The organism is Roseovarius mucosus (assembly GCF_002080415.1).
Classification (GTDB): domain Bacteria; phylum Pseudomonadota; class Alphaproteobacteria; order Rhodobacterales; family Rhodobacteraceae; genus Roseovarius; species Roseovarius mucosus_A.
In genome coordinates, this window is the sequence record NZ_CP020474.1 from 195355 (window position 1) to 221035 (window position 25681).

The following is a 25681-nucleotide window of genomic DNA, read 5'->3' on the forward strand; positions in this document are numbered from 1 at the left end:
GATCCTTCTATATATCTTGGCGGCATCAGGGCCGCGTCATCATCTCTATGATCGTCAAGAGGTGCGCAGGGTTCACACCCTGCGGGGTCACCTCGAATTCTGCCATCCGCCCGATCATCCGCCGGGGCGCGCCGATGAAATCCTCGATCCGGTGGTAATGCTTGCGCGGGGCGTAATCGTCGAACAGAACCGTGACAGGTCGCTCAGTGCGCAGCGCCGCCGCCAGGGCACAGCCGGTGCGAAACCGTCCGTCCACCAACACCACATCGGGTTGCGCGAAACCTGCCATATCCCATATCTTGAGCGGATATTGCGCATAGGTCTTCCAACCAGTCGCATCGCGCGGGAATCCCCAATCCCTGGTCGGTCCGACATCAGACCAGATCACGTCCACCTCTGTGCCTGCCACGGGTGGATTTTGTGCAAACCAACCACGCATCATTTCGGCCCAGGCCTGATCGCTTTCGACCGAAAAGACCCGCTTGCCCTGCATCTCGGCGGCCACCACGGTCGAACCGCCAGACCCATATTCAAGGATCACCCCCGCCCGCGCATACACCTCGCGCAGGTGCGCCGCTTCTGCATCGGGCAGGGTAAGAACCGGCCTGTCTATGGTGTCTGACCCAACCATCTCAGTCCAGCACGACCGCTGTGCCGCTGGCCGAGACCATAAGCATCGAATCGCCCACCACCTCGTAATCGAGATCGACGCCAACCACGGCATCGGCCCCAAGCTCTGCTGCGCGCTCTTCCAACTCGCTTAACGCGACTTCACGCGCTTCGCGCAGCTTGCTTTCATAAGAGTCAGACCGACCGCCCACCACATCGGTGATCTGCGCAAAGAAATCGCGCACGATATTGGCCCCCATGATTGCCTCACCCACGACGATGCCGCGATAATCCACGATCTTGCGGCCTTCTACACTCGGAGTTGTGGTTACAATCATCGCACTTTCCCCGAGGGTGGACGTTAGCCCACCGACCCTTCCAACGAAATCGCCACCAACTGCTGCGCTTCCATGGCAAACTCCATCGGCAGCGCCTGCAACACATCACGGCAGAATCCGTTGACGACAAGCGCCACCGCCTCTTCCTCGTCCATGCCACGGGCGCGGCAATAGAACATCTGATCGTCATCCACCTTGGAGGTGGTGGCCTCATGCTCTACCCGGCTCGAGTTGTTCTTGACCTCGATATAGGGCACGGTATGCGCGCCGCATTTGTCACCAATGAGCAGGCTGTCGCATTGCGTGTAATTGCGGCTGTTCTTGGCCTTGGGGTGCATGCTGACCAACCCACGATAGGTGTTCTGTGCATGGCCCGCGCTGATGCCCTTGGACACGATGCGTGACCGGGTATTCTTGCCCAGATGGATCATCTTGGTGCCGGTATCGGCCTGCTGATAGTTGTTGGCGATAGCGATGGAATAGAATTCGCCTTGGCTGTCATCGCCGCGCAGGATGCAGGACGGGTATTTCCAAGTGACGGCAGAGCCGGTTTCCACCTGCGTCCACATCACCTTGGCCCGGTCGCCCCGGCAGTCGGCGCGCTTGGTGACAAAGTTGTAGATGCCACCCTTGCCATTCTCATCGCCCGGATACCAGTTCTGCACCGTGGAATACTTCACCTCGGCGTCTTCCTCGATGATAATCTCGACCACAGCGGCGTGCAACTGGCTGGTGTCACGCTTGGGAGCGGTGCAGCCTTCAAGATAGCTGACATAGGATCCCTTGTCGGCGATGATCAACGTCCGCTCGAACTGACCCGTATTCTCGGCATTGATCCGGAAATAGGTGCTCAATTCCATCGGGCAGCGCACGCCGGGCGGCACATAGACAAAAGACCCGTCTGAAAAGACCGCCGAATTCAGCGTGGCATAGAAATTGTCACTGACCGGCACGACAGAGCCGAGGTATTTCTTGACCAGTTCAGGATGCTCGCGGATCGCCTCGGAGATGGAGCAAAAGATCACCCCGGCCTGGCGCAGTTCCTTTTGAAAGGTGGTGCCCACGGACACCGAATCAAACACCGCGTCGACCGCCACTTTACGGCCTTCGGCGGGCGCATCCTCTGCCCCCTCAACCCCGGCAAGGATCAACTGCTCCTTAAGCGGAATACCCAGCTTTTCATAGGTTGCCAGCAGCTTGGGATCGACCTCGTCCAATGACTTGGGCTTGACCTCCATCGACTTGGGGCGCGCATAGTAATACTGCGCCTGAAAATCGATCTTGGGGTAATCGACCATCGCCCATTCGGGCTCTGTCTTGGTCAGCCAGCGACGATAGGCTTCAAGCCGCCACTCGGTCATCCATTCCGGCTCTTCATTCTTGGAAGAGATCAGCCGCACGATGTCCTCATTCAGGCCAAGCGGCGCGTAATCCATCTCGATATCGGTATTCCAGCCGTATTTATACGCCTCGCCGACTTGACGGACCGCATCGACGGTTTCCTGGTCTACCCCGTCTTTGACCTGAACCTTGTCCACAGCAGCCATTCCCCTCTCCTTACGTCTCAGGCCAAACGGCCACGATGTTTTTGCAAGCGCTTCAGCCAACTCTCGGCAAAGCGTAAAATGTCGTCCTCGGTCGTCTGCGGCCCCAGCGATACGCGGATAGCGCTTCCCGCCATGGCCTCGTCAAACCCCATCGCGCGCAGCACCCGACTGGATTTGACCTTGCCACTGGAGCACGCACTCCCGGCAGAGATCGCAAACCCGGCAAGGTCCATCGCCATCACCTGTGTTTCGCCCTTCCATCCGGGCGTGATGAAACAACTGGTGTTCGGCAATCGCGGCGCAGCTTTCCCGACAAAAATAGTCTCATTTGAAAACTCTGCAATGGTATTTTCTAGAATGTTTCTAAGTTTTTCGATGGGGCCCCAGATACCCTCGGCCAAATCATGCCCGGCCGCCTCTGCCGCAGCCCCGAATCCGGCGATGCCAACCACATTCTCGGTGCCCGCACGGCGGCCCATTTCCTGCCCACCCCCTCGGATCTGCGCCGCAAGATCGGTGCCGCGCTTGATCACCAGCGCCCCTACCCCTTTCGGTCCGCCAAGTTTATGCGCCGAAATCAACGCCATCTCGACACCGGACCAGTTAAAGGCCAGCGGCAGCTTGCCAAAGGCCTGGGTCATATCGCTAACGGCCAGCCCATTGGGCAGCGCTTGCACCACGCCGGTTTCGGAATTGGCCAGTTGCAAGACAGCCTGCGCCGGATCCGCAACCGCAACCCGCCCGTCGCTATCAGCCGGCAAATCGGGCGTGATCCAAGACGTCAGCGCGTCATGCTCGACCGCAGCACCATGGAGGTGTCGCCCAATACAGGCGAGCGCCGCCGCTTCGGTCGCCCCAGAGGTGAAAATCACATCAGCCCCATCCGCGCCAAGCGCCGTCGCCACTTGCGCCCGCGCGCGCTCGATCAGCCCTTTGGCGGCGCGCCCCTCGGCATGCACGCTCGAGGGGTTACCGATCAGATCCATCGCGTCCAGCATGGCCTCGCGCGCTTCAACGCGCAGCGGGGCGGTTGCGTTATAATCGAGATAGACTCTCTGCATGATTGTCCGTTCTTCCAAGTGAAATACGCAGGATCTGCGACAGCACAGCCCTTAGAAAGGCCTGATCACTCGTCATCCACCACGGCAAAGAGATGCGGCACCGCCGGACAGGGTGCCAACGAATTGCCCGCCACATCGCTCAGCCGCGTTTGGTGCAAGAACACATAGACATGCGCACTCAGCCCCTCCCACAAACGGTTGGTCATCGACTGCGCCCGCGATCCGCTCGCGGCCCCCGAGGCACCCGCGCCCTTGTGCAGCGCATCAATCGTCTCATCCACTGCCGCCAGAATATCCGTGACCCGGATTTCCGACGCCGGGCGCATCAGACGATAGCCCCCACCGGGCCCGCGCACCGATTTCACCAGATCTGCCCGCCGCAATTTGACGAAAAGCTGCTCCAGATACGGCAGCGAAATATCCTGCCGCCTCGAAATATCGCCAAGAGTCACCACCGATCCCGCCGGCTGCAAGGCGATATCGACCAGTGCAACCATCGCATAGCGCCCTTTTGTGCTCAGTTTCATTGGCGTCCCCCCACGCGAACAGATTGACCTTGCGCGACACAAGGCTTATCTCGCTCTGAGCCATCCTGGCCCGGATCACAATTTAGAACATTTCTAAGGTGCCCGAGCGAAGTCGTCAAGATTATCGCACTCACCCATGAAGAGGACACAGGGAACCCATGCCCGAGGTTATCTTTCCCGGCCCCGAAGGCCGGCTCGAAGGCCGCTACCACCCGCAAAAGGAAAAAGACGCGCCCATCGCGATCGTGTTGCATCCGCATCCGCAATTCGGCGGGACCATGAACAACAAGGTCGTGTATAACCTGCACTACGCCTTTTACAACATGGGCTTTACCGTGCTGCGCTTTAACTTCCGCGGGGTCGGACGTAGCCAAGGCGAATACGATCAAGGCATCGGTGAATTGTCCGATGCAGCCTCGGCGCTTGATTACCTGCAATCCATGAACAACAATTCCAAACATTGCTGGGTCGCAGGCTTTTCCTTTGGCGCTTGGATCGGCATGCAGCTTCTGATGCGGCGGCCCGAGATCACCGGCTTCATCTCTGTGTCGCCCCCCGCCAATATGTATGATTTCAGCTTTCTGGCACCCTGCCCCGCCTCTGGCCTGATCATCAACGGCAGTCATGATCGGGTGGCCCCGCCTGCGGATACCAAGTCTTTGGTGAACAAGCTGCATGAACAGCATGGCATCACCATCACCCATCAAGAGGTCGAGGGTGCGGATCACTTCTTCAAAGAGCCGCATATGGACACGATGATCGGATCGGTCAGCACCTATGTCAAACGGCGCTTGACCGAGAATACACGCTAAGGAGCACACCATGGGCGTGACCGAGGATTTGGCCGACGAATTGGCCCGCGACGTGATCAAGGCGGTCGAGGCGACCGGCGATGAGATGATTATCACCGATGTGCAAAAAATCCTCGGGGCCACCTCACAAACCGCCGAAGAGGCGTTCTTGACCGCTGTGCGTGTGCGCCGCGCCAATATCAAGGCGCGGGCCTATCTCGTGGACAAGCTCAAACGCATGAAGGCCGCAAAAGAGGCCGCCGCTGGCGCTAAAAACGACAGCGGCGACGCCTGAAGCCTCAGGAGCGCAGGCGTGCGCCCTCTGGGTCGAACGGTGCCGCGTGCAGAATATGCGCGCGGTGCGGGCGACCCAGCACCATCACTTCCACCGCATCGCCCGGCATCGCCCCGCCCTTGACATAGCCAAGCGCCAAACTCATGCCGACGGAATAGCCATAAGCCCCCGAAGACACGCGCCCCACGCCCAAACCATCCTTGAAAATCGGCTCGCCACCCGTGGCATCGGCATTGGATGCGCTTACATCCGCCTCCTCCAGATGCAAGATCACCAGCCGCTCACGGGGTTCTTGGCCGATCACCGCCTCAAGCGCGGGCTTATTGAGAAAATCCTTGTCCATCTTGCACAGCGCGGCAAGCCCCGCCTCTTGCGGCCAATATTCGGGGCTATATTCGCGGCTCCACGATCCATATCCTTTCTCGATGCGAAGGCTCATCAGCGCCCGGCTGCCCACAGGCCCGGCCCCAATCTCGCGGCCCGCTGCCAACAAGGCGGCGTAAAGCTGCGCCTGATCCTCGGCGGGACAATGCAATTCCCAGCCAAGATCGCCGGTGAAACTGACACGGATTGCAACGCAATCGACCCCAGCCAGTTCAATCCGCGCCGAGCGCATAAAGGGGAAATCCTCTGTCGCCAATGAGGCATTGGTCAGCCGTTGCAGCATCTCGCGCGATTTAGGCCCGGCCACGTTGAACCCACAGACTGTGTCGGTCAGGCTCTCGAATGTGGTCCCTTCCGGTAACGGCACGGCATCAAAGAACCGCTTGTGATAACGCTCGGCCATGCCCGAGGAGATAACCCAGAACTCGTCTTCGGCCAGCCGCGTTACGGTGGCATCGCCCGCGATGCCGCCCCGCACGCCAATCAGCGGCGTCAGGCACGACCGCCCCACCGCCTTGGGCATCCGGTTGGCAAAGACCGCGTTCAGCCACTCCTCCGCCCCCGGCCCCTTGACCCGGTATTTGGCAAAATTCGAGATGTCGATGATACCGGCCCGCGCGCGCAGCATCTTGCATTCCTCACCCACCGGCCCCCACCAATTCTGGCGGGTAAACCCGTTGGTGTCAGTCGTGCCGGGCGCGTCCGAGAACCACAGCGGATGCTCCCAGCCATAGTTCAGGCCAAACACCGCGCCCATGTCTTTTTGCATCTGATAGACGGGCCGTGTCCGCAAAGGCCTCCCCGCGCTGCGCTCTTCATTCGGAAAATGGATCGAAAAGCGATGCGCGTATTGATCGCGAACCTTGGCCTTTACGAATTCGCGATTATTGGCCCAGAGACCAAACCGCGCGACGTCCCACGTAAACATATCATATTTCATTTCGCCGTTGATCAGCCATTCGGCGACCATCCAGCCCATGCCCGCCGACTGGCTAAAGCCGGGGATGATGCCATTACAACAGAAATACCCCTTAAGCTCGGGCACAGGCCCAAGAATCACGTTGCTGTCGGGTGACCAGATCATCGGGCCGTTGATCACCCGCTTGATCCCCGCCGTGCCCACCACAGGCACCCGGTCTATCGCGCGCAGCATGTTTTCTTCAATCCGCTCCAGATCGTCGGGAAATAGGTCATGCGCAAAATCGAGTGGCGTGCCGTCCTCGGCCCAGAACCGCATATCGCGCTCATAGGCGCCGATCAGCAGGCCCTTGCCCTCTTGGCGCAGGTAATATTCCCCGTCGCGATCCGCCACCGACGGCAAACGCCGATCCAGGCCCGCAATCTCAGCGATCATTTCGGTGACGAAATACTGGTGTTCGGTGGGTTGCAGCGGCAATTCGATGCCCGCCAGCTTGGCCACCTCACGCCCCCAAAGCCCTGCCGCGTTGATCACCCAAGGCGTATGGATATTGCCCTTGGGCGTCTCGACGATCCAAGACCCATCCGCCTGCTGCACTGTCGCCGTAACCGGGGTGAAGCGGTGGATTTCCGCACCGCGCTGCCGTGCGCCCACCGCATAGGCATTGGTCACGCCAGACGGATCAACATTGCCGCCATCGGGCTCATACATGATGCAGCGGATACCGTCGAAATTCACCAGCGGATGCAGGCGTTCTGCCTCGTCCCGGCCAATTTCATGAAAATTCATGCCGTAAAGCTTGGCCTTGGCAGCTTGCAGGCGCAACTGATGCTCGCGATTCTCGGTCTGTGCCAGATAGAGACTGCCGGGCTGGAACACGCCACAGCTTTGTCCGGTCTCTGCCTCCAACTCGTTATAGAGGTTCATCGTGTAATGTTGCAGCCGGCTGATATTGGCACTGTCGTGCAGCCCGTGGATATTCGCAGCGGCATGCCATGTGCTTCCGCTGGTCAATTCATTGCGCTCCAAAAGGACAACATCGGTCCACCCAAGCTTGGTCAGGTGGTAGAGAATCGAGCATCCGATAACGCCGCCGCCGATCACGACAGCCTGTGCATGGGTTTTCATGGGGGGTCCCTTTGGAATTTTCTGCCCATATCCTGAAGCGGTGGACCGCAATTCGATTGCCGATCCCCGACATATTCTGTCGCTGTGATGCAAGTCAGCGCCAATGAGCAAAAGATTGGCCTGCCCCCTCAGGGACAGGCCGCACACCAAATAAATCGGTCAGAAGAGTCAGAGCTGCGCTACCTCAGCAAATGCCAAAGGTCTCGCTGATCACCGTGCTTCCGGCAACCTTGACCGACACTTTGACGCCGGTCGGGATGCCGAACTTGGTGCAAATGTCCAAACACGCTTCGGCAGCAGTGCCATCGGGGATGGATACGGGCAGAGGCAGGCAATGTTTGCCAAGCCCGAGTGGAAGGTTGATACAGACTTGATGGTTTGACACGCTGACAGAGATGCACTGAGCCGCGACCGCAACATGCCCGCCACCTGCCGGAAGAGCGGACTGTGCGGTCAGATTCTTGGCTGCGGTATGGCCCTCATGCCTGCGGCGGGCGACGTCAAGGGCGGCATCAACTGCGCTTTGATCAAATTCATAAAAATCTTGTGCCATTTCAAAGGCCTCCTAGGTTAAATTGATGTTACCCGCACAATAACGCGAGCAATTAACTAATACTTTAAAGGGATAATCTTTTCAATGATTCTCCCTATGATTGTATTTTGACAAGATTTGTTAAAGCAATCTCTGGTGGATTCTGTGCCATACCGCGCAAAGCCCTAGGCAAATACGGCATAATCTGTCGCTAACAGACATGATCTTTCCAGCGCCACTGGCAGGCTCTGGCAAAATCTCAGGGAGTTATAAAATGAAGACCAGCACCCGTGTGGTCGTGATTGGCGGCGGTGTCGTCGGCTGTTCCGTGCTCTATCACCTGACCAAGCTGGGCTGGTCAGATGTCATGCTGTTGGAGCGTTCGGAATTAACCTCCGGCTCTACCTGGCACGCTGCGGGCGGGTTTCACACGCTCAATGGCGATACCAATATGGCGGCCCTTCAGGGCTATACCATCCGCCTTTACAAGGAGCTTGAAGAGATCACCGGCATGTCCTGCGGGCTGCATCATGTTGGCGGTGTGACGCTTGCCGACAACCGGGACCGCTTTGACATGCTTTTGGCCGAGCGGGCCAAACACCGCTACATGGGCCTCGACACCCATATCGTAACACCCGAAGAAATCGCCAAGATCGCGCCGGTGACCAATATCGAGGGGATCATCGGCGGTCTCTACGATCCACTGGACGGGCATCTTGACCCGTCTGGAACCACCCATGCCTATGCAAAGGCTGCGCGCATGGGCGGGGCCAGCATAGAGACGCATTGCATGGTGCGTGAAACCAAACAGCGCGCCGATGGCACATGGGATGTTGTAACCGACAAGGGCACCATCCACACCGAGCATGTGGTCAACGCGGGCGGCCTCTGGGCGCGCGAGGTGGGGGCAATGGCAGGCGTCTACCTGCCGCTGCATCCGATGGAACATCAGTACATCGTCACCGACGAAATCCCCGACATCTACAACCGCGAAACCGAACATCCGCATGTCATGGACCCGGCCGGCGAAAGCTATCTGCGCCAAGAGGGTCGCGGGCTGTGTATCGGCTTTTATGAACAGCCTTGCAGGCCATGGGCGGTTGACGGCACGCCGTGGGATTTCGGCCACGAACTCTTGCCCGACAACCTCGACAAGATCGAAGCCAGCATCGAATTCGCCTATCGTCGTTTTCCCGTTCTGGAAGACGCGGGCGTCAAATCCGTCATTCATGGCCCCTTCACCTTTGCCCCCGATGGCAACCCGCTGGTCGGCCCCATTCCCGGACTGCGCGGCTATTGGTCGGCCTGCGGCGTGATGGCGGGCTTTTCTCAGGGCGGTGGCGTCGGCCTCATGCTGGCGCAATGGATGATCCACGGCGAATGCGAACGCGACGTGACGGCGATGGATGTGGCGCGCTTTGGTGACTGGATCACACCGGGCTACACCCGCCCGAAAGTGATTGAAAACTATCAGAAACGGTTCAGCGTCAGCTACCCGAACGAAGAACTGCCCGCCGCCCGCCCTTTCCGCCAAACACCGATGTACGAGGTCTTCGACGGTATGGGCGCAGTCTGGGGCGCACAATATGGTTTGGAGGTGGTCAACTACTTTGCCAAAGCCGACGAACCGCGCTATGAGACGCCCTCGTTCCGCCGCTCCAACGCATGGGATGCAACCGCGCGCGAGGTCAAAGCCGTCCGCGAGGCCGTGGGCATCAATGAGGTGCATAATTTCGGCAAATACCTTGTCACCGGGCCAAATGCCCGCGATTGGCTCGACCGGATCATGGCCGGGCGCATTCCCAAGCCGGGGCGGCTCTCGCTCACGCCGATGCTCTCGCCCAAGGGGCGGCTCTGGGGCGATTTCACGGTCTCTTGTCTCAATGACACGACCTTTCAACTCACCGCCTCTTATGGCGCGCAAGCTGTCCATATGCGCTGGTTCGCGCAGAACGAGGCGACAGGCGTGCGTGTTGAGAATATTTCCGACCGGCTTAACGGGTTTCAAATCGCCGGGCCAAAAGCGCGCGAGGTGCTCATGGCCTGCACCCGTGACCCGCTGGGCGAGATGCGCTTTATGGATGTGCGCCGCGCCACCGTGGGGATGGTTGACTGCCTTGTGCAGCGTGTCAGCTATACCGGTGATCTGGGTTATGAGATTTTCTGTGATCCGATGGCACAACGCGCGCTCTGGGATGTGCTTTGGTCGACGGGGCAAAAGCACGGGATGCAGCCCTTTGGGATGCGGGCGATGATGTCACTGCGGCTGGATCGGTTCTTTGGCTCTTGGCTCAACGAGTTTTCGCCAGACTACACGCCCGGCGAGACCGGGATGGACCGGTTCATCAGCTTTACCAAGAACACCGATTTCTTTGGTCGCGCGGCGGCCGAGGCGGAGCGTGCAACAGGTGCGGCGCGTAAACTGGTGGCGTTTGAGGTCGAAGCGCTGGACGCCGATGTCAACGGATACGAACCGGTCTGGATCGACGGCGAGGTGCGTGGCTTTTGTACCTCGGGCGGCTATTCGCACCATGCGGGCAAATCCATCGCGCTCGCCCTCATTCCCGCAGATCTGGCCGAGGCGGGGCTGGAGGCCGAGATCGAAATCTTGGGCCACAAGCGGGCGGCAAAGATGCTCACCGAAGCACTCTTTGACGTGGACGGGGCGCGGATGCGCGGCTGAAATAGAAAACCGGCGCATGCTCAGAGGCAAGCGCCGGTTTTTTTACGTATTTTCAGAGATATGAACGGCTAACTTAATCCTTTGACGCGTCCGGGTCAGGTTGCCCCACCCCAAGGAACACGCGCTTGAGCGGCACGATCCAAAGGAATCCCAACCCCACGTAAATCATCAATTCCACCCAGATCGAGGGCCGATCCATCCAGTTCACAAGGGTCACTGCCGCCACCACATAGGCAGGCAAACCCACCAGCAACACCACCAATGACCAGCGTTTCCGGGCCTTGTAACTGAGCGGCATCGGTCCTCCTCAATCTGCGAAAGGGTCTGTCACGAGGATCGTATCCTCGCGCTCGGGTGAGGTAGATAGTAGGGCGACGGGACAGTCGATCAACTCTTCGACGCGGCGCACATATTTGATGGCCTCGGCGGGCAGATCGGCCCAACTGCGCGCGCCCTCGGTCGATTGCGACCAACCCGGCAGCTCTTCATAGATCGGCGTGCACCGCGCCTGTTGATCGGCAGCGGTCGGCAGATAATCCAACCGCGTGCCGTCCAGATCATAGCCCACGCAGATTTTCAGCGTCTCGAACCCATCAAGCACATCAAGTTTCGTGAGTGCGATGCCAGTGACGCCAGAGGTCACGCAGGTTTGCCGCACGAGACAAGCATCAAACCAGCCGCAGCGCCGCTTGCGCCCCGTCACCGTACCAAACTCATGCCCGCGCTCGCCAAGGCGTTGACCATCCGCATCGTGCAATTCGGTCGGAAACGGCCCTTCGCCCACGCGCGTGGTATAGGCCTTGACGATGCCCAACACATAGTCAATCGCCCCCGGCCCAAGGCCCACGCCGGTGGCCGCCTGACCGGCGATCACATTGGAAGAGGTCACAAACGGGTAGGTGCCAAAATCAATATCCAGAAGGGCGCCCTGCGCGCCTTCGAACAGGATCCGCTTGCCCGCGCGGCGCTGCTCGTTCAGCACCTTCCAGACCGGAGCGGCATAGGGCAGGATCTGCGCCGCGATGTCTTTCAACTGGGCAATCAGGGCCTCACGATCAACCGGGGCGATGCCAAGACCGCGCCGCAATGGATCGTGATGCTGAAGCGCGCGGTCCACGCGCGCGATCAACGTGGCCTCATCCGCCAGATCCGCCACCCGGACCGAACGACGCCCCACCTTGTCCTCATAGGCAGGCCCAATGCCGCGCCCTGTGGTGCCGATCTTGGTGCCTTTGCTGGCCGCTTCTTCACGGGCGCGGTCCAATTCACCGTGAATCGGCAGAATGAGCGGAGTATTTTCGGCAATCATCAGCGTCTCGGGTGTGATCGTCACGCCCTGCTCGCGGATCGAGGCGATCTCTTTGACCAGATGCCAAGGGTCCAGCACCACGCCATTGCCGATGACGCTCAGCTTGCCGCCCCGCACCACGCCAGAGGGCAGCGCGTTGAGCTTGTAGACCTTGCCGTCGATCACAAGAGTATGGCCCGCATTATGGCCACCCTGAAAGCGCGCGATCACATCGGCGCGTTCACTCAGCCAATCGACGATCTTGCCTTTTCCCTCGTCCCCCCACTGGGCCCCGACGACGACGACATTTGCCATGATTTACCCCTCGGCATTTGGTCCAAACCGCGCGCCGGTATAACGGGGGGATGCGCCGGGTGAAACATCTAATTCACCACAGCCCCCCGAGACGCCGTTACATTCCCCGATTTGGCACGCCAGAGCCGATTGCCGGGTTGCGGGCGGGCGCGGAATTGCATAGATAGCGGCAGATCGAGACATAAGCACAGGCCCCCTGATCCATGGAAAATGTCGTTCTGACCGTCCATCTTCTTCTCGCGCTCGCCCTTATCGGCGTGGTGCTGCTGCAACGCTCCGAGGGCGGCGGGCTTGGCATGGGTGGCGGTGGTGGCGGGGCCATGACAGGCCGCGCGGCAGCCACGGCCTTGGGCAAGATGACATGGATTCTCGCGGCGGCATTCATCGTGACCTCGATCACGCTGACCATCATCGCGGCGCAAAATGCCGCTGGGGTCTCGGTTCTGGACCGTCTGACCGATCAGCCGCCCGCAGCAGAGACGACTACGCCTGCGCTTCCCGATGTTGACGCATTGATGCCACCGCCTGCAGGCGATACGGCACCTTTGACACCGACAGCGGACTGACACAATTCTTTGAGGGCACGACGGGATTACGCAACATCATCTAGCGGTTGGCTTGCGTAATCCTCGCGAATCCTGTAGAGGTTAAATCCCGTGGCAGGGTGGTCTTTTGGGCCATCTCTGGGTTTTTTGACCGACCATAAAAAACACGAGATCACGGGGGCCTCAGCGCATGGCACGATATATTTTCATCACCGGCGGCGTTGTGTCTTCGCTCGGCAAAGGGCTTGCTTCGGCCGCACTTGGGGCGCTGTTGCAAGCGCGCGGGTTCTCAGTACGGCTCCGCAAACTTGATCCCTATCTCAATGTCGATCCCGGCACGATGTCGCCTTTTGAGCATGGCGAAGTCTTCGTGACCGATGATGGTGCCGAAACCGATCTTGATCTTGGCCATTACGAACGGTTCACCGGCGTGCCAGCACGGATTTCTGACTCGGTCAGTTCCGGGCGCATCTATTCCAATGTGCTGGAAAAGGAACGCCGCGGCGATTACCTCGGCAAAACCATTCAGGTGGTGCCGCATGTCACCAATGAAATCAAAGACTTCCTGAGCATTGGTGAGGATGAGGTTGATTTCATGCTCTGCGAGATCGGCGGTACTGTCGGCGATATCGAGGGGTTGCCCTTCTTCGAGGCGATCCGCCAGTTCAGCCATGACCGCCCGCGCGGACAGTGCATTTTCATGCATCTAACCCTCCTGCCCTATCTTGCCGCCAGTGGCGAGTTAAAGACCAAACCGACGCAACACAGCGTCAAGGAATTGCAGAGCATCGGCATCGCGCCTGATATCCTTGTCTGTCGCTCGGAACAGCCGATCCCGGACAAGGAACGCGAAAAGATTGCGCTGTTTTGCAATGTCCGCAAAGAGCATGTCGTCGCGGCCTATGATCTCAAATCCATTTATGAGGCCCCGCTGGCATATCACCGCGAAGGGCTGGATCAAGCCGTGCTCGATGTGTTTCAAATCAGCCCCGCCCCCAAACCCGATCTGACAGTCTGGCTTGATGTGGTGGACCGCATCCAAAACACCGACGGGGCGGTCAATATCGCCATTGTCGGCAAATATGTGCAGCTTGAGGATGCCTATAAGTCGATCAAAGAGGCGCTGATCCATGGTGGCATGGCCAACCGGGTCAAGGTCAACGTGGAATGGGTCGATGCCGAGATTTTCGAGCGGGAAGACCCCGCCGCCCACCTTGAGGGGTTTCACGCCATCCTTGTGCCCGGCGGCTTTGGCGAACGTGGCACCGAGGGCAAGATCAAGGCAGCAGAATTCGCCCGCACCCGCAAAATCCCCTATCTTGGCATTTGCCTTGGCATGCAGATGGCGGTGATTGAGGCCGCGCGCAATGTGGCCGGCATGAAGGACGCCGGATCAGAAGAATTCGATCATGAGGCTGGCAAGCGCCGGTTCGAGCCGGTCGTCTACCACCTCAAGGAATGGGTGCAGGGCAACGAGAAGGTTCAGCGCAAGGTCAGCGATGACAAGGGCGGCACCATGCGTCTTGGGGCCTATGATGCCGTGCTCAAGGACGGCACGCGGGTTGCGGCGATCTATGGCACCACCGCGATTGATGAGCGTCACCGCCACCGCTATGAGGTGGACACCAAGTATCGCGAGAAGCTCGAGGGCTGCGGCCTGACGTTTTCGGGGATGTCGCCCGATGGCCGCCTGCCCGAGATTGTGGAATGGTCGGATCACCCGTGGTTCATCGGCGTGCAGTATCACCCCGAACTGAAATCCAAGCCGTTCGCGCCGCATCCGCTCTTTGCGGATTTCGTGCGCGCGGCGCTTGCAACCTCGCGTCTGGTCTAAGACGCGCGCCTCAGCCCTTAACGGGGAAGAGGAAACAGCGGTCGCGCCGGATCATCAACCAGAGCGCCTTGCCCGGTCTGGGCAGGAACACGTTAGGCACGGTGGCCTTGAGCAGTGACCCGTCGTGATCCATGCGAAACTCGACCAGGCTCTCGGACCCCATGAAGCGCGCGCGCTCGACCACACCGCGCGCGGGCGTGCCATCCTGTGGGGTTGGATTGGGGCCGCGCCCGTGGCGGTCAAAGTCGATCTTGATGTGCTGTGGCCGGATCACAATCTCGACTTCGCTGCCCTCATAGGCCCCCGGCGAGAGGAACTGACCAAACGGGGTATCAACCAGCGAGCCGCGCACCCGCCCCCGGATCACATTGACCTCTGAGAAAAACGCCATGGCGCTGCGATCCACAGGGGCGTTGTAGACGTTATAGGGCGCGCCCTGCTGCACGATCCGCCCGTCGCGCATCAGCGCAATCTCATCAGCCATGCGCATCGCCTCTTCGGGCTCATGCGTCACCAATAGCACCGCCGTATCCTGCTCGCGCAGAATTTCCAGCGTCTCGTCGCGGATACCGTCGCGCAGACGGTTATCAAGACCGGAAAAAGGCTCGTCCATCAGCATGATACCGGGGCGGGGTGCCAATGCTCGCGCAAGGGCGACGCGCTGCTGCTCGCCCCCGGAAAGTTCATGGGGATAGGCGTTAAGATATCGCGAAAGCCCAACCCGATCGAGCAATTCCTCGATGCGACGTTGCTTGGCGGCCTTATCCCCGCTCAGGCCAAAGCCGACATTCCGCGCCACGCTCAGATGTGGGAACAGCGCGAAATCCTGAAACATCAGACCGATATGACGCCGCTCGGGGGGCACGCGATAGACCGTGTCACAGACCAGCGAGCCATCCACCCAAATCTCGCCCGAATCCTGCATCTCGACCCCTGCGATCATCCGCAGCGTCGTCGATTTGCCACACCCAGACGGCCCCAGCAGGCAGGTCACATGCCCCGGCATCACCCGCAAGGAGACGTTATTGACCACATGCCGACCGTCGTAGCGGCGCATCAGGTTCTTGATTTCCAGCCGGGGAATTGGGGTCTGCACCGGGGCCTCTTGGTCTATCCGATCAATTCTATCGGGTTTTGTCCGCTGGAAATATCAACCCCTCGCCACCTGTGCAAGCCATATGGCGGCCGTCCGTTGACAGCCCGGCACAGAGCTGTTTGGTTACACCGATCTTTCACCCTCAGGAGTTGCTCCCCATGCGGATTTTGACCGGCGCTTTGGTTGCGCTTTGCCTTGCCATACCTGCGCATGCACAGGATGAGCGCGCCGCCCGTGTCGCTATTGCCAAGGACTATATCGACGCCACCGTGACCGACGCGGACATCGAGGAATTTATTCGCCGCCTCTGGCAGCCTATGATCCAGCAAATGGCGGCCAACGGTCAGCGACTGTCAGAAGAGCAGCTTGCCGAGATCGACAAGCTCTTTCTCGATCACCTGACACAGCCCCTGACCGATGTGATGCGCAAGCAAGATGAGGTCATGGCCGACCTCATGACATTAGAGGAGTTGACCGCCCTGCGTGATTTCTACACCTCCGAGCACGGCGGCGCAGTCATGCGCAAGATGCCGCAATTGGCACAAATTCAGCAGCCGATGATTTCAGCCACGCTTCAAGACGCAATGCCAGATATCATGCCCAAGATCGAAGCGATCACCACGCCTCAATAACTCTGCGCTTCAGGCTTTGGGCAGGTCCATCATAGCGGTGAACTCGGCCTCTGCGGCGAGTTCACCCTCAACCTCTGCAATCCCCGAGAATTTCCAGACCTTGCCCCCCGGCTTGCCCCGCGTCGTGTGCAGCTTCATTTCAAGCACATCGCCCGGCACCACCATGCGTCGAAACTTGGCGCTGTCGATGGCCATGAAATAGACCAGCATATTGCGATCCTGCATCTCAAGCGCGGTGCCCACCATTACGGCAGCCGTCTGCGCCATGGCCTCGATGATGGTGACGCCGGGCATGATCGGCTTGCCGGGAAAATGCCCTTGGAAATGCGGCTCGTTCATGGTCACATTCTTGATCCCACGCGCCGATTGATAACCGTCAATGTCGACCACCTTATCCACCAGCAAGAACGGATAACGATGCGGGATGATCCGCTGAATCAGATGAATATCTGCGGATTTGAGGGACTCGGTCATGGGTTGTCCTTTCACGTGCCGTGCCCCGCGTGCGTAGCAATCCGCAGGACTATGGGCAAGATGACTTGCGTTACCTAATCGTTCGTTGGGGCGGGTTGGCTTGGCGTCTGATCGCCGGGCACCGTCGCATCTGGCGCCAGCGGCCCAACACCGATCTGTTCATTGATCCGCAGCACTGCCAAGTCCGTGACATCTGCTGCGCCGCTGTGCAACAACACCGCGCGCGCATCAATCATCACCATTGCATTGGCCTCGGTCAGCAGGTCCGACAGCACAGGCTGCACGACACGCATGAACTGAATCGGGATCAATTCGCGCCGCCGTTCCAATTCCCGAGAGCGCCGCTCGCTCTCAAGACGCAGCTCTTCGACCCTTTGGTCAAATGCATCGGCCATGTCCCGGAACGCATTGGGTGCCGTGGTCGCGCGCAACGCGGTCAGCCTCTGCTCTTCCGCTTCCAGCTCCTGCGCGATCGTTTCATTATACGCGATCAGCCGGTCCCGCTCGGCCTGAATGTCTTGTTGCAAACGCTTGCCATATTCGGACTCGAGCAGCATGCGCTCGGGGTCGATCACCAAAACATCGCTCTGGATGACGCCGATCTGCTGCGCATAGAGAGGAAAGGCCGCGCCAAGAGTGACCCCTAGGCACAGGCCCAACCGGGCAAGCGCCGCACGCATGATCAGAATTCCGTGCGAACGGTCAGATCAAAGGTCTGCTCGATATCGCCCGGTTCCTTTTCGAGGGCCTTGGAAAAGTTCATCCGGATCGGACCAAATGGCGACGACCAGAACAAGGAAACACCAATCACGTGGCGCGCCTTGAACCCTGTCGACGACAGTGTATTGCCCGGCGCAACCGATCCCCGGTTTCCAATACCCCAGATCGAGCCGATATCGTAAAAGGCACCACCCGTGATGCCGTATTCATCCGGCAGGCCAAGCGGGAACTCTGCTTCAAACTTGAGGGCTGCGAAAAAATCACCGCCCAAAAGCTCGTTGCCTTCGATCGGCCCCATGCCGTTCGGCTCAAACCCGCGAATGACCTGAGACCCAAAACGATTGAGGAACCGGCTATCCCTGCTCCCAGAGAAGTTGAGCGCGCCCCCTTCAAGGATTGCGCGAAGCGTCACATCCTCGTTCAAGACCGTGGTCTGTCCCACAAGCCGCGCCGTGGTTTTGATGAAATCGTTATCCCCGCCAAGTCCAGCGAATTCCTGGCCAAAGGACAAAAGCACACCGGCATTGGGGTTTAGCCCACCGGCCCGCGTGTCAAAGCTGAAATTATAGCCCACGGAACTGGTCCATAGCCCGCCTTGGGCGATCTCGTTCTGAAGAATGCCGGACGTGCCCTGATAGTCGGTCATATCCTCGTAGCTGGTATTGTAATAGACATTCAGGCGCGTGTTCTCGCCAGTCGGAAACGTCAGACTGGGCCGGAACGTCCCGATTGCCGTATCAAAAAGGCTGTTGTCGCTTTCGGTTTCCCGGAAAGAGAAATCGAGACCAAGCGCCACGTCCCGCCCAAGAAAGGCCGGTTCAACAAAGCCCAAGTTGTAGTTGATGTTGTCAGCCGTCGCGAGAATCTGAGCCGTCAGTTGCTGACCGCGCCCGATGAAATTGCGCTCGGAAAAGCCAAGCGAAACGCCAAGACCCGAGTTGGTCGAGAAACTCGCCCCGACCGAAACGGTGCCGGTTGTGGTTTCCTCGACATCTGTTTCGATCACAACCTGATCGGGGCGTGATCCCTCGCGGGCGTTCACGTCGACGTCCTCGAAATAGCCCAAAGCCCGGATACGGTCCGCAGCCTGTTGGATCGAGCGCGGGTTAAAGGGATCACCCTCGGCCTGATCGAATTGGCGCCGGATCACGCGGTCAAGCGTGGTGGTGTTGCCTTCAATGTCGATCCGCTCGACAAATACGCGCGGACCACGTTGGATCACGAATTCAACATCCAGCGTCAAATCCCGGTCGTTGCGCGTGATCCGTGGCTCGACGCGCATGAAATCGACACCATTCTTGAGCGCCAAACGCTCCATCCGGGCGATGGAGCTTTCGACCAGCGTCGGTGAATAGACCACTCCGGGTTTGATCTTGAGTGTGTCACCATAGATTTCGGCCTCGACACCGTTAATTTCGCTAACGGTGGTGATTTCCCCAAACCGGAACTGTTGGCCTTCTTGAATGTTGAAGGTAACGAAATAGGCATCCCGCTCGCGCGCAAGCTCGGCATTGGTGCCGGTGACGCGAAAATCGACAAACCCGCGCGAATTGTAGAAATCGCTCAGAACCTGCCGATCAAAATTAACGCGGTCCTCGACGAATGTATCCCGTTCGATCAGGGCGCGCAGAAGGCCTGTCTGCTTGCTTTCAACCACACGACGCAGGCGCGTGTCGGAAAAGGCCTTGTTGCCAACAAAACCGATGCGCTGAACCTCGATCTTGCGTCCTTCAAAGATTTCAAACACCAGATCGACGCGATTGTCGCTCCGGCGGATCACTTTGGGTGTCACCCGCGCAGCGATGCGGCCATTCTGGCTATAGGCCTCAGAGATAACGCCAGCGTCCCGCTCGGCCTGTGTCGGGCTGAACACCTGACGCGATTTGCTCTGGATGAACCCGGCAAGGTCTTCATCCTTGATCTTGTCGTTACCCTCAAACGCGATCTGGTTGATCGTCGGAAACTCGACCACGCGGATCAAAAGATTGCTGCCCTGCGGCACCAGTTCCACATCTTCAAAAAGACCCGATCCAAGGATTTTTTGATAAGCGTCGTTCAGCTGCCCCGCCGAGACGGTCTCGTTGCGCGCAATGCCCGCATAGGACAGAATCGTTCCGGTTTCGATCCGTTGGTTTCCTTCAATCGCCACAGAAGAAAAGCGATAGGATTGCGCATCGGCCCGCTGGCCCGTTCCAAGCAGAAAAACAACAAAGAAGAGCGCGAAGATGCCACCTGCGCCTATCCGCGCCGCAAGAAAAAGGTTGCGGCCCTTTAGCCGATCCACGTCGCGATTATTCATTGCTCAAACCCAGTCAGACATCCCATTGAGGATGTCAGTAACCCGTCTGTCTGGCCTTGTCAAAATGCGAGTGCGGGCCGCGCAACCTCAGGGCTCATAGCGTGCCGATATAGGCCGCCGCCAAGAGTGCCGCCCCAAGGGTCGCCACATAGAGCAGGAAATCCGCGTTCACATGCAAAAGCACGCGTGCCCCGCGATAGCCATTTCTGATCTGTTGCATGTCATGCCCCGGTATCGAAAGTTTCAGAGTCGGCACGAAAGTGACGCAGCTGTTCGGCAACAACATGCCCAGAATGTGGCAAATTTCTGACAAGCGGCCCTTACAAAATCCGCCCTTAGATATCTTGTGCCCTTGCCATGCCCCGGCTGACCATGAACTGTCGAAGCCGCGTCAAACCTTCCTCGATATCCGCCGTGGCACGGGCATAGGAAAACCGTAGCGTTCCCGCCCCGCGCAAGGGATCAAAATCAAGCCCCGGCGTGACCGCAACCCCCGCGTGTTCCAGAATCTCGGCAGCAAAGGCACGGCTGTCTTGGGTCAGGTGGCTGACATCGGCATAGACGTAAAACGCGCCATCGGGCGGCGCGATACGGTCAAACCCTGCCTTGGGCAGCCCCTCCAGCATCAGCGCCCGGTTGCGCCGGTAAACGGCCATATTGGCCTCCAACTCCTCGGAACAGTCCATCGCCGCAAGGGCCGCCACCTGACTGACATGGGGCGGACAGATAAAGAGGTTCTGCGCCAGCCGTTCGATGACGCGCACATGATCTTCGGGCACCACCATCCAGCCAATCCGCCAGCCCGTCATCGAAAAATACTTTGAGAAAGAATTGATCACATAACAATCGTCAGTGATTTCCAGCGCTGAGACCGCACGACGCTCATACTCGATGCCGTGATAAATCTCGTCACTTATAAATGCCGCGCCCTGCCCCTCTGCCGCCGCAATCAACCCGCCAAGCGCCGCGCGGTCCAGCATCGTACCCGAAGGATTCGCCGGGCTGGCAACCAAGAGCCCCTGCAAATCCTGTCCCTGCAAATCGCCCGGCACCGGCTGCAGGCGGTTTTCCGCCGCCGTCTCGATATCCACCGGCACAAGATCAAGCGCGCGCAGGATCTGGCGATAGCTGGGATAGCCCGGCGCGCCGATCCCCACACGGTCGCCCGCGTCAAAAAGCGCTGTAAAGGCCAGAATGAAGGCCCCGGACGAACCGGGCGTAATCACCACACGTTCCGGGTTCAAATCGAGATTATACCAATCGCCATAAAGCTGCGCGATCCGCGCCCGAAGCGCTGGCAGGCCAAGCGCCACGGTATAGCCCATGGGCTCTGTCGCCATGGTTCGGGCCAACGCCGCGCGCGCACCCTCTGGCGCGGATGTGCCGGGTTGCCCCACTTCCATGTGGATAATGTCACGTCCGGCAGCTTCGGCGCGGCGGGCGGCCTCCATCACATCCATCACGATGAAGGGATCAATTTGGCTCCGGGTTGAGTTCCGCATTGGTTTTCTCCTAGACTGACCCCACATGTGACCCGTCTCACTGGAAAAGGCCGCCAAGGTCAATGCTGCTTCTCCGTCTTGCCCTTCTCTCGCTTCTCCTGTCGCTGGCGCTGCCGGCGCGTGCCGTCACGCTCTTGCGCGACCCAGACATCGAACAGGCTTTGCGCGCGCTGGCCGCGCCAGTGCTTCAGGCGGCGGGGCTTAGCCCGGCGCGGGTGGATATCCTCGTGATTGACGATTCGAGCATGAATGCGTTTGTCATTGATGCTGACAGCATCTTTATCCATTCCGGCTTGATCCTTCGGATGGATACACCGGCCATGCTGCAATCTGTGATCGCGCATGAGGCCGCGCATATCGCCAATGGCCACCTGATGCGCCGCCCGATCAATGCCCGCAACGCCCGCACAGCAGCAGCGCTCGGAACGGCCCTTGCGGCGGTCGCTGGGGCCGCGGCGGGCAACGGAGAGTTTGCGGTAGGGGCCGCTGCCGGGCTTCAGGGCGCGGCACTACGCAGCTTCTTTTCCCACACCCGCGCCGAAGAAAACGCCGCTGACGCCAGCGGCATGCGCTTTCTCATGGCCGCAGGGATTGACCTGCGCGGGGCGGTCCAGGTGATGGAGCTCTTTAACGGGCAAGAGGCGCTCTCGGTGAACCGACAGGATGCCTATGCCCGCACCCACCCCTTGTCGCGCGACCGGTTCCGCCGGATCACCCAATTGGCCGAAGCACAGGGCCGCACCGTCGCCCCCGATCCCGAGGCAACCTATTGGTTCGCGCGGGCCAAAAGCAAACTTTCCGCCTTTCAACGCTCTCCCAAATGGACCCTGACCCGCGCCGGGGAATTTGGCTATGCTGACATCAAGCTGATGCGTCAGGCCATCGCCTATCACCGGCAGGCAGATTTGCGCCGCGCGCTGGCCGCGATTGACGGGGCTGTGGCCCTTCGGCCCAACGATCCCTATTTGCACGAATTGCGCGGTCAGATCCTCATGGAAAGCCGCCAGATCAAACCCGCCGTTGCCGCCTATGCCCGCGCGGCAAACCTTGCCCCCAACAATGCGCTTATCCTTGGCTCTTATGGGCGCGCCCTCTTGGCCGACAATCAGACGCAAAAAGCCGTGCAATTTCTCGAAACCGCACGAAGCCGCGATGGCCGTGATATCCGCATCCTGCGTGATCTGGCGCAGGCCAACGCCAAGCTGGGCAACAATGGCATGGCCTCAGTGCTGACCGCTGAACGATATGCCATCGCGGGGCGGCTCAAAGATGCTAAGATACACGCCGAACGCGCCTCCAACCTCTTGCCCCGTGGTTCCGCCGCATGGCAAAGAGCACAGGATGTACTGTTCGCTGCAGAAGCCGAAGAAAAACGGAGAAAATGATCCTGATGCCACGTATGATCCTATCCGCCGCCAGCCTTGGCCTCTGCTTTGCCTTCGCACAGCCTGCCGCAGCTCTCGACCTTGAGAGCCTGAGCGACGCAGACCGCACGCTTTTGCGCGCTGAAATTCGCGAATACCTGCTGGCAAACCCCGAAGTGATCATGGAAGCAGTTGCCGTGCTGGAACAGCGCGAGGCCAAAGGTCAGGCCGAGGCCGATAGCGATCTGGTCAAGGTCAATGCCGAGGCGCTGTTCAATGATCCCAACTCTTGGGTCGGCGGCAATCTGGACGGCGATCTGACCCTTGTGGAATTCATGGACTATCGCTGCAGCTATTGCCGCCGCGCCCATGAAGACGTGAAGGGTCTGTTGGCCGCCGATGGCAACATCCGCTTTATCATCAAGGAATTCCCGATCTTGGGTGAAGAATCGGTTATGGCCTCGCGCTTTGCCATTGCCACGCGTCAGGTCGCAGGCGATGAGGCCTATGCATCTGTGCATGACGCCCTGATGGCGTATTCGGGCAGCATGAGCGAAACGGGCTTTACCCGTCTGGCCGATTCACTCGGTCTTGATGCTCCGGCGATCATCGCCGAAATGAACAGTGACGCGGTGACCCAAGTGATCGCCGCCAATCACGCCCTTGGCCAGCGGATGCAGATCAGCGGCACGCCCTCTTTCGTGATGGGCGATCAGATGCTGCGTGGGTATCTGCCACAGGACGCCATGCAGCGCATTGCCGACGAGATTCGCGCGCAATAACCATGCTGCGACGTTCCCTTTGGGCGGCCCTTGTTCTTGGGGCCGCTGGACCTGCATGGGCTCAGGACCTTCCGGATCAGTCACGCCCCCTCTTGGGCGCAGCGATCCGTGACGTCTTGATCGAAACACCCTCGCTGCTTGCCCCCTTACGAGAGCCCATTCCGCTGACGGCCGCCGATCTTTATGGCGACGAGTCCGCGCGCGATCTGAACCTTCTCAAACGCGCTGCGCCGCGCCTCTTTGCACCTGACCTGCCCGGTTTCGGCCCCAAGGGTGCCACCGCCGCACTTGCGTTCTTTACGCAGGCGGATTGCGCCGATTGCGCCAGCGCCGAGGCGGAGTTGCGAGCGCTTTCAGACCGGCTTGGCCTGCGCATCAACACGTTCGATATGGCCAACGACACGGCCCTTGCCGCCGAACTCGGTCTTGATATGGCACCCTCTTATGTCCTGCCGGATATGCTGCTGCGCGGGGCCATGCCCGCTATCGTGCTAGAAAAATACCTCACCCCATAAACACCAAAGGCGCGCCACCGGGGCGCGCCTTTTGTCTCTTGTAAGGCAGATACAGCTTAGTTGACCAGCGTCGCTGCCGCTGCCTGTGCCATGGCCTCAATCCCGAACATATTGACGATACCAAGCAGCATCACCGCCGCTGATCCCATCAGGAACAGCCATTGCACCGCCGAACGGCCGGTTTGCAGCCCCGCGCCCTCTTCGCCAAAATACATGTAGAACACGATCCGCAGATAGTAAAAGGCACCAATCACCGAGGCGATAACACCAGCAATCGCCAACCACGCCAACCCGCCCTCATAGGCGGCGCGTAGCACATAAAGCTTGCCGAAAAAGCCCAAGAGCGGTGGCACACCGGCAAGGCTGAACAACAGGATCAGCATGGCAAGCGCCCGGCCCGGCTCTGCACGCGAATACATGGCAAGGCTGCGAATATCCGTCACCGGCTGGCCATCCCGCTCCATCGAAAGGATAAAGGCAAAGGTGCCGACATTCATAGTGACATAGATCGCCATATAGATCAGCATCGCCTGCACGCCAAAGACCGTGCCTGCCGCCAGCCCCATCAGCGCATAGCCCATATGCGCAATCGACGAATAGGCCATCAGACGCTTGATATCGGTCTGGCCAATCGCCGCAAAGGCCCCAAGGAACATCGACAGCAGTGCCAGAAGCGCCAGCACCTGCTGCCAATCCGCGACCACACCGCCGAATGCATCATGGACCACACGGGCAAATAGCCCCATTGCCGCCATCTTGGGGGCGGTGGCGAAGAATGCGGTAATGGGTGTCGGCGCGCCCTCATAAACATCCGGGGTCCACATATGGAACGGAACCGCCGAAATCTTGAACGCAAGACCCGAGATGACGAACACCAGACCTATCAAAAGGCCCACGGGCGCCTGACCTTCAGCCGCCGCAATGATCCCGGAAAACAGCGTCGTGCCCGCATAGCCATAGGTCAGCGACGCGCCATAGAGCAAGAGGCCCGACGACAACGCGCCCAAAACGAAATACTTAAGGCCCGCTTCGGTTGATTTGGCGCTGTCCCGACGCAGCGACGCCACAACATAAAGCGACAGGGATTGCAATTCGAGGCCCATATAAAGCGCCATAAGATCGCCCGCGCTGACCATGACCATCATGCCAACCACAGCAAGCGCCACCAAGAGCGGATACTCAAACCGCAGGATACCGCGCCGCTGCATGTAATCCTGCCCCAGCACCAGCACCGCCGCTGCCGACAACAGGATCGTAACCTTGGCAAAGCGCGCAAAGCCATCGTCGTTGAACATTCCGCCAAAGGCCGTACGAGTGCCCTCGCCCGACGCACCGATCCAGATCGCCAACAAGGCAAACAGCCCCGCCGTCACCCAGACCAACATGCCCGCCATGCGGTCTTGCCCGGTATAGGCCACGCCCAACAGCGCCAAGATCGCATAGACCGAGAGCACGATCTCGGGCAGGATTATGGTTAGATCAGCCTGCATGTCTCAGGGCC

Annotated in this window: 25 protein-coding genes; 9 read left to right on the forward strand and 16 right to left on the reverse strand. The window is 59.4% G+C overall.

Going from position 1 to position 25681, the window contains the following annotated elements; all coding sequences use genetic code 11:
* Positions 1–25 precede the first annotated feature (25 nt).
* The 5 genes from ROSMUCSMR3_RS00960 to ROSMUCSMR3_RS00980 all read right to left on the reverse strand — a co-directional run bounded on the left by ROSMUCSMR3_RS00960 (position 26) and on the right by ROSMUCSMR3_RS00980 (position 4082).
* Positions 26–631 (reverse strand): hypothetical protein, encoded by a 606-nt coding sequence (locus ROSMUCSMR3_RS00960; RefSeq protein ID WP_081506162.1) that lies wholly within the window; start codon positions 629–631, stop codon positions 26–28.
* Position 632: 1 nt separating this feature from the next.
* The gene (locus ROSMUCSMR3_RS00965; protein WP_037297626.1) at positions 633–947 is read right to left on the reverse strand and encodes a heavy metal-binding domain-containing protein; all 315 of its coding nucleotides are present in this window, start codon (positions 945–947) and stop codon (positions 633–635) included.
* Between the two features lie 23 nt (positions 948–970).
* Positions 971–2494: a Fe-S cluster assembly protein SufB gene (sufB, locus tag ROSMUCSMR3_RS00970; protein ID WP_008280957.1), complete on the reverse strand. Its 1524-nt coding sequence runs from the start codon at positions 2492–2494 to the stop codon at positions 971–973.
* A 17-nt stretch (positions 2495–2511) separates the two neighbouring features.
* Positions 2512–3555, reverse strand: a complete 1044-nt coding sequence (locus ROSMUCSMR3_RS00975) for a cysteine desulfurase family protein (RefSeq protein ID WP_081506163.1) — start codon at positions 3553–3555, stop codon at positions 2512–2514.
* A 65-nt stretch (positions 3556–3620) separates the two neighbouring features.
* On the reverse strand, positions 3621–4082 hold the full coding sequence (locus ROSMUCSMR3_RS00980) for an Rrf2 family transcriptional regulator (protein WP_008280959.1): 462 nt from the start codon (positions 4080–4082) through the stop codon (positions 3621–3623).
* Positions 4083–4240: 158 nt separating this feature from the next.
* Here ROSMUCSMR3_RS00980 and ROSMUCSMR3_RS00985 point away from each other — a divergent pair, with 158 nt between their 5' ends.
* Together ROSMUCSMR3_RS00985 and ROSMUCSMR3_RS00990 are read left to right on the forward strand one after the other, a co-directional pair.
* Positions 4241–4894 carry an alpha/beta hydrolase gene (locus ROSMUCSMR3_RS00985; protein WP_008280960.1) on the forward strand — a complete coding sequence of 218 codons (654 nt, stop codon included), beginning with the start codon at positions 4241–4243 and terminating at the stop codon, positions 4892–4894.
* A 10-nt stretch (positions 4895–4904) separates the two neighbouring features.
* Positions 4905–5168, forward strand: coding sequence for a hypothetical protein (locus ROSMUCSMR3_RS00990; protein WP_081506164.1), 264 nt, complete (start codon positions 4905–4907; stop codon positions 5166–5168).
* A gap of 4 nt (positions 5169–5172) precedes the next feature.
* Here ROSMUCSMR3_RS00990 and ROSMUCSMR3_RS00995 read toward each other — a convergent pair whose 3' ends face one another.
* Positions 5173–7599, reverse strand: a complete 2427-nt coding sequence (locus tag ROSMUCSMR3_RS00995; protein ID WP_081506165.1) for a GcvT family protein — start codon at positions 7597–7599, stop codon at positions 5173–5175.
* A 184-nt stretch (positions 7600–7783) separates the two neighbouring features.
* Complete coding sequence (locus ROSMUCSMR3_RS01000) at positions 7784–8152, reverse strand: hypothetical protein (protein WP_008280963.1); 369 nt, start codon at positions 8150–8152, stop codon at positions 7784–7786.
* Between the two features lie 253 nt (positions 8153–8405).
* Between ROSMUCSMR3_RS01000 and ROSMUCSMR3_RS01005 the strand changes: the two genes are divergently transcribed.
* Positions 8406–10814 (forward strand): GcvT family protein, encoded by a 2409-nt coding sequence (locus tag ROSMUCSMR3_RS01005; RefSeq protein WP_081508510.1) that lies wholly within the window; start codon positions 8406–8408, stop codon positions 10812–10814.
* A gap of 73 nt (positions 10815–10887) precedes the next feature.
* Here ROSMUCSMR3_RS01005 and ROSMUCSMR3_RS01010 read toward each other — a convergent pair whose 3' ends face one another.
* Positions 10888–11112 carry a DUF2842 domain-containing protein gene (locus tag ROSMUCSMR3_RS01010; RefSeq protein ID WP_081506166.1) on the reverse strand — a complete coding sequence of 75 codons (225 nt, stop codon included), beginning with the start codon at positions 11110–11112 and terminating at the stop codon, positions 10888–10890.
* Positions 11113–11121: 9 nt separating this feature from the next.
* Positions 11122–12417 carry an adenylosuccinate synthase gene (locus ROSMUCSMR3_RS01015; protein WP_008280966.1) on the reverse strand — a complete coding sequence of 432 codons (1296 nt, stop codon included), beginning with the start codon at positions 12415–12417 and terminating at the stop codon, positions 11122–11124.
* Between the two features lie 203 nt (positions 12418–12620).
* On the opposite strand from ROSMUCSMR3_RS01015, the gene secG reads away from it, so the two are divergent.
* Together secG and ROSMUCSMR3_RS01025 are read left to right on the forward strand one after the other, a co-directional pair.
* Positions 12621–12983: a preprotein translocase subunit SecG gene (gene secG, locus ROSMUCSMR3_RS01020; RefSeq protein ID WP_008280967.1), complete on the forward strand. Its 363-nt coding sequence runs from the start codon at positions 12621–12623 to the stop codon at positions 12981–12983.
* Between the two features lie 169 nt (positions 12984–13152).
* Positions 13153–14796 (forward strand): CTP synthase, encoded by a 1644-nt coding sequence (locus ROSMUCSMR3_RS01025; protein ID WP_081506167.1) that lies wholly within the window; start codon positions 13153–13155, stop codon positions 14794–14796.
* Between the two features lie 10 nt (positions 14797–14806).
* Here ROSMUCSMR3_RS01025 and ROSMUCSMR3_RS01030 read toward each other — a convergent pair whose 3' ends face one another.
* Positions 14807–15892: an ABC transporter ATP-binding protein gene (locus ROSMUCSMR3_RS01030; RefSeq protein ID WP_008280969.1), complete on the reverse strand. Its 1086-nt coding sequence runs from the start codon at positions 15890–15892 to the stop codon at positions 14807–14809.
* Positions 15893–16050: 158 nt separating this feature from the next.
* Between ROSMUCSMR3_RS01030 and ROSMUCSMR3_RS01035 the strand changes: the two genes are divergently transcribed.
* A complete protein-coding gene (locus ROSMUCSMR3_RS01035; RefSeq protein WP_081506168.1) occupies positions 16051–16524 on the forward strand; it encodes a DUF2059 domain-containing protein in 474 nt (157 codons plus the stop codon).
* Between the two features lie 9 nt (positions 16525–16533).
* On the opposite strand, the gene fabZ is transcribed toward ROSMUCSMR3_RS01035, so the two are convergent.
* From fabZ to ROSMUCSMR3_RS01055, 5 genes are all read right to left on the reverse strand, one after another.
* On the reverse strand, positions 16534–16998 hold the full coding sequence (fabZ, locus tag ROSMUCSMR3_RS01040) for a 3-hydroxyacyl-ACP dehydratase FabZ (RefSeq protein WP_008280972.1): 465 nt from the start codon (positions 16996–16998) through the stop codon (positions 16534–16536).
* Between the two features lie 74 nt (positions 16999–17072).
* Complete coding sequence (locus ROSMUCSMR3_RS01045) at positions 17073–17678, reverse strand: OmpH family outer membrane protein (RefSeq protein ID WP_081506169.1); 606 nt, start codon at positions 17676–17678, stop codon at positions 17073–17075.
* A gap of 2 nt (positions 17679–17680) precedes the next feature.
* A complete protein-coding gene (gene bamA / locus ROSMUCSMR3_RS01050; RefSeq protein ID WP_081506170.1) occupies positions 17681–20017 on the reverse strand; it encodes an outer membrane protein assembly factor BamA in 2337 nt (778 codons plus the stop codon).
* Between the two features lie 94 nt (positions 20018–20111).
* Positions 20112–20237: a hypothetical protein gene (locus ROSMUCSMR3_RS21765; protein ID WP_257788536.1), complete on the reverse strand. Its 126-nt coding sequence runs from the start codon at positions 20235–20237 to the stop codon at positions 20112–20114.
* A 115-nt stretch (positions 20238–20352) separates the two neighbouring features.
* Positions 20353–21519: a pyridoxal phosphate-dependent aminotransferase gene (locus tag ROSMUCSMR3_RS01055; protein WP_081506171.1), complete on the reverse strand. Its 1167-nt coding sequence runs from the start codon at positions 21517–21519 to the stop codon at positions 20353–20355.
* Between the two features lie 62 nt (positions 21520–21581).
* Between ROSMUCSMR3_RS01055 and ROSMUCSMR3_RS01060 the strand changes: the two genes are divergently transcribed.
* Genes ROSMUCSMR3_RS01060 through ROSMUCSMR3_RS01070 form a run of 3 tightly spaced genes read left to right on the forward strand, consistent with a single transcriptional unit; the run spans position 21582 to position 24180 of the window.
* On the forward strand, positions 21582–22904 hold the full coding sequence (locus ROSMUCSMR3_RS01060) for a M48 family metalloprotease (RefSeq protein WP_081506172.1): 1323 nt from the start codon (positions 21582–21584) through the stop codon (positions 22902–22904).
* Positions 22901–23665 (forward strand): DsbA family protein, encoded by a 765-nt coding sequence (locus tag ROSMUCSMR3_RS01065; protein ID WP_008280978.1) that lies wholly within the window; start codon positions 22901–22903, stop codon positions 23663–23665. The genes ROSMUCSMR3_RS01060 and ROSMUCSMR3_RS01065 overlap by 4 nt, the downstream gene beginning before the upstream one ends.
* Before the next feature lie 2 nt (positions 23666–23667).
* Positions 23668–24180, forward strand: a complete 513-nt coding sequence (locus ROSMUCSMR3_RS01070) for an NADH dehydrogenase (RefSeq protein ID WP_081506173.1) — start codon at positions 23668–23670, stop codon at positions 24178–24180.
* 56 nt (positions 24181–24236) lie between these two features.
* Here the strand turns inward: ROSMUCSMR3_RS01070 and nuoN are convergent, their stop codons facing one another.
* Positions 24237–25670, reverse strand: a complete 1434-nt coding sequence (nuoN, locus tag ROSMUCSMR3_RS01075; protein ID WP_008280980.1) for an NADH-quinone oxidoreductase subunit NuoN — start codon at positions 25668–25670, stop codon at positions 24237–24239.
* Positions 25671–25681: the final 11 nt, after the last annotated feature.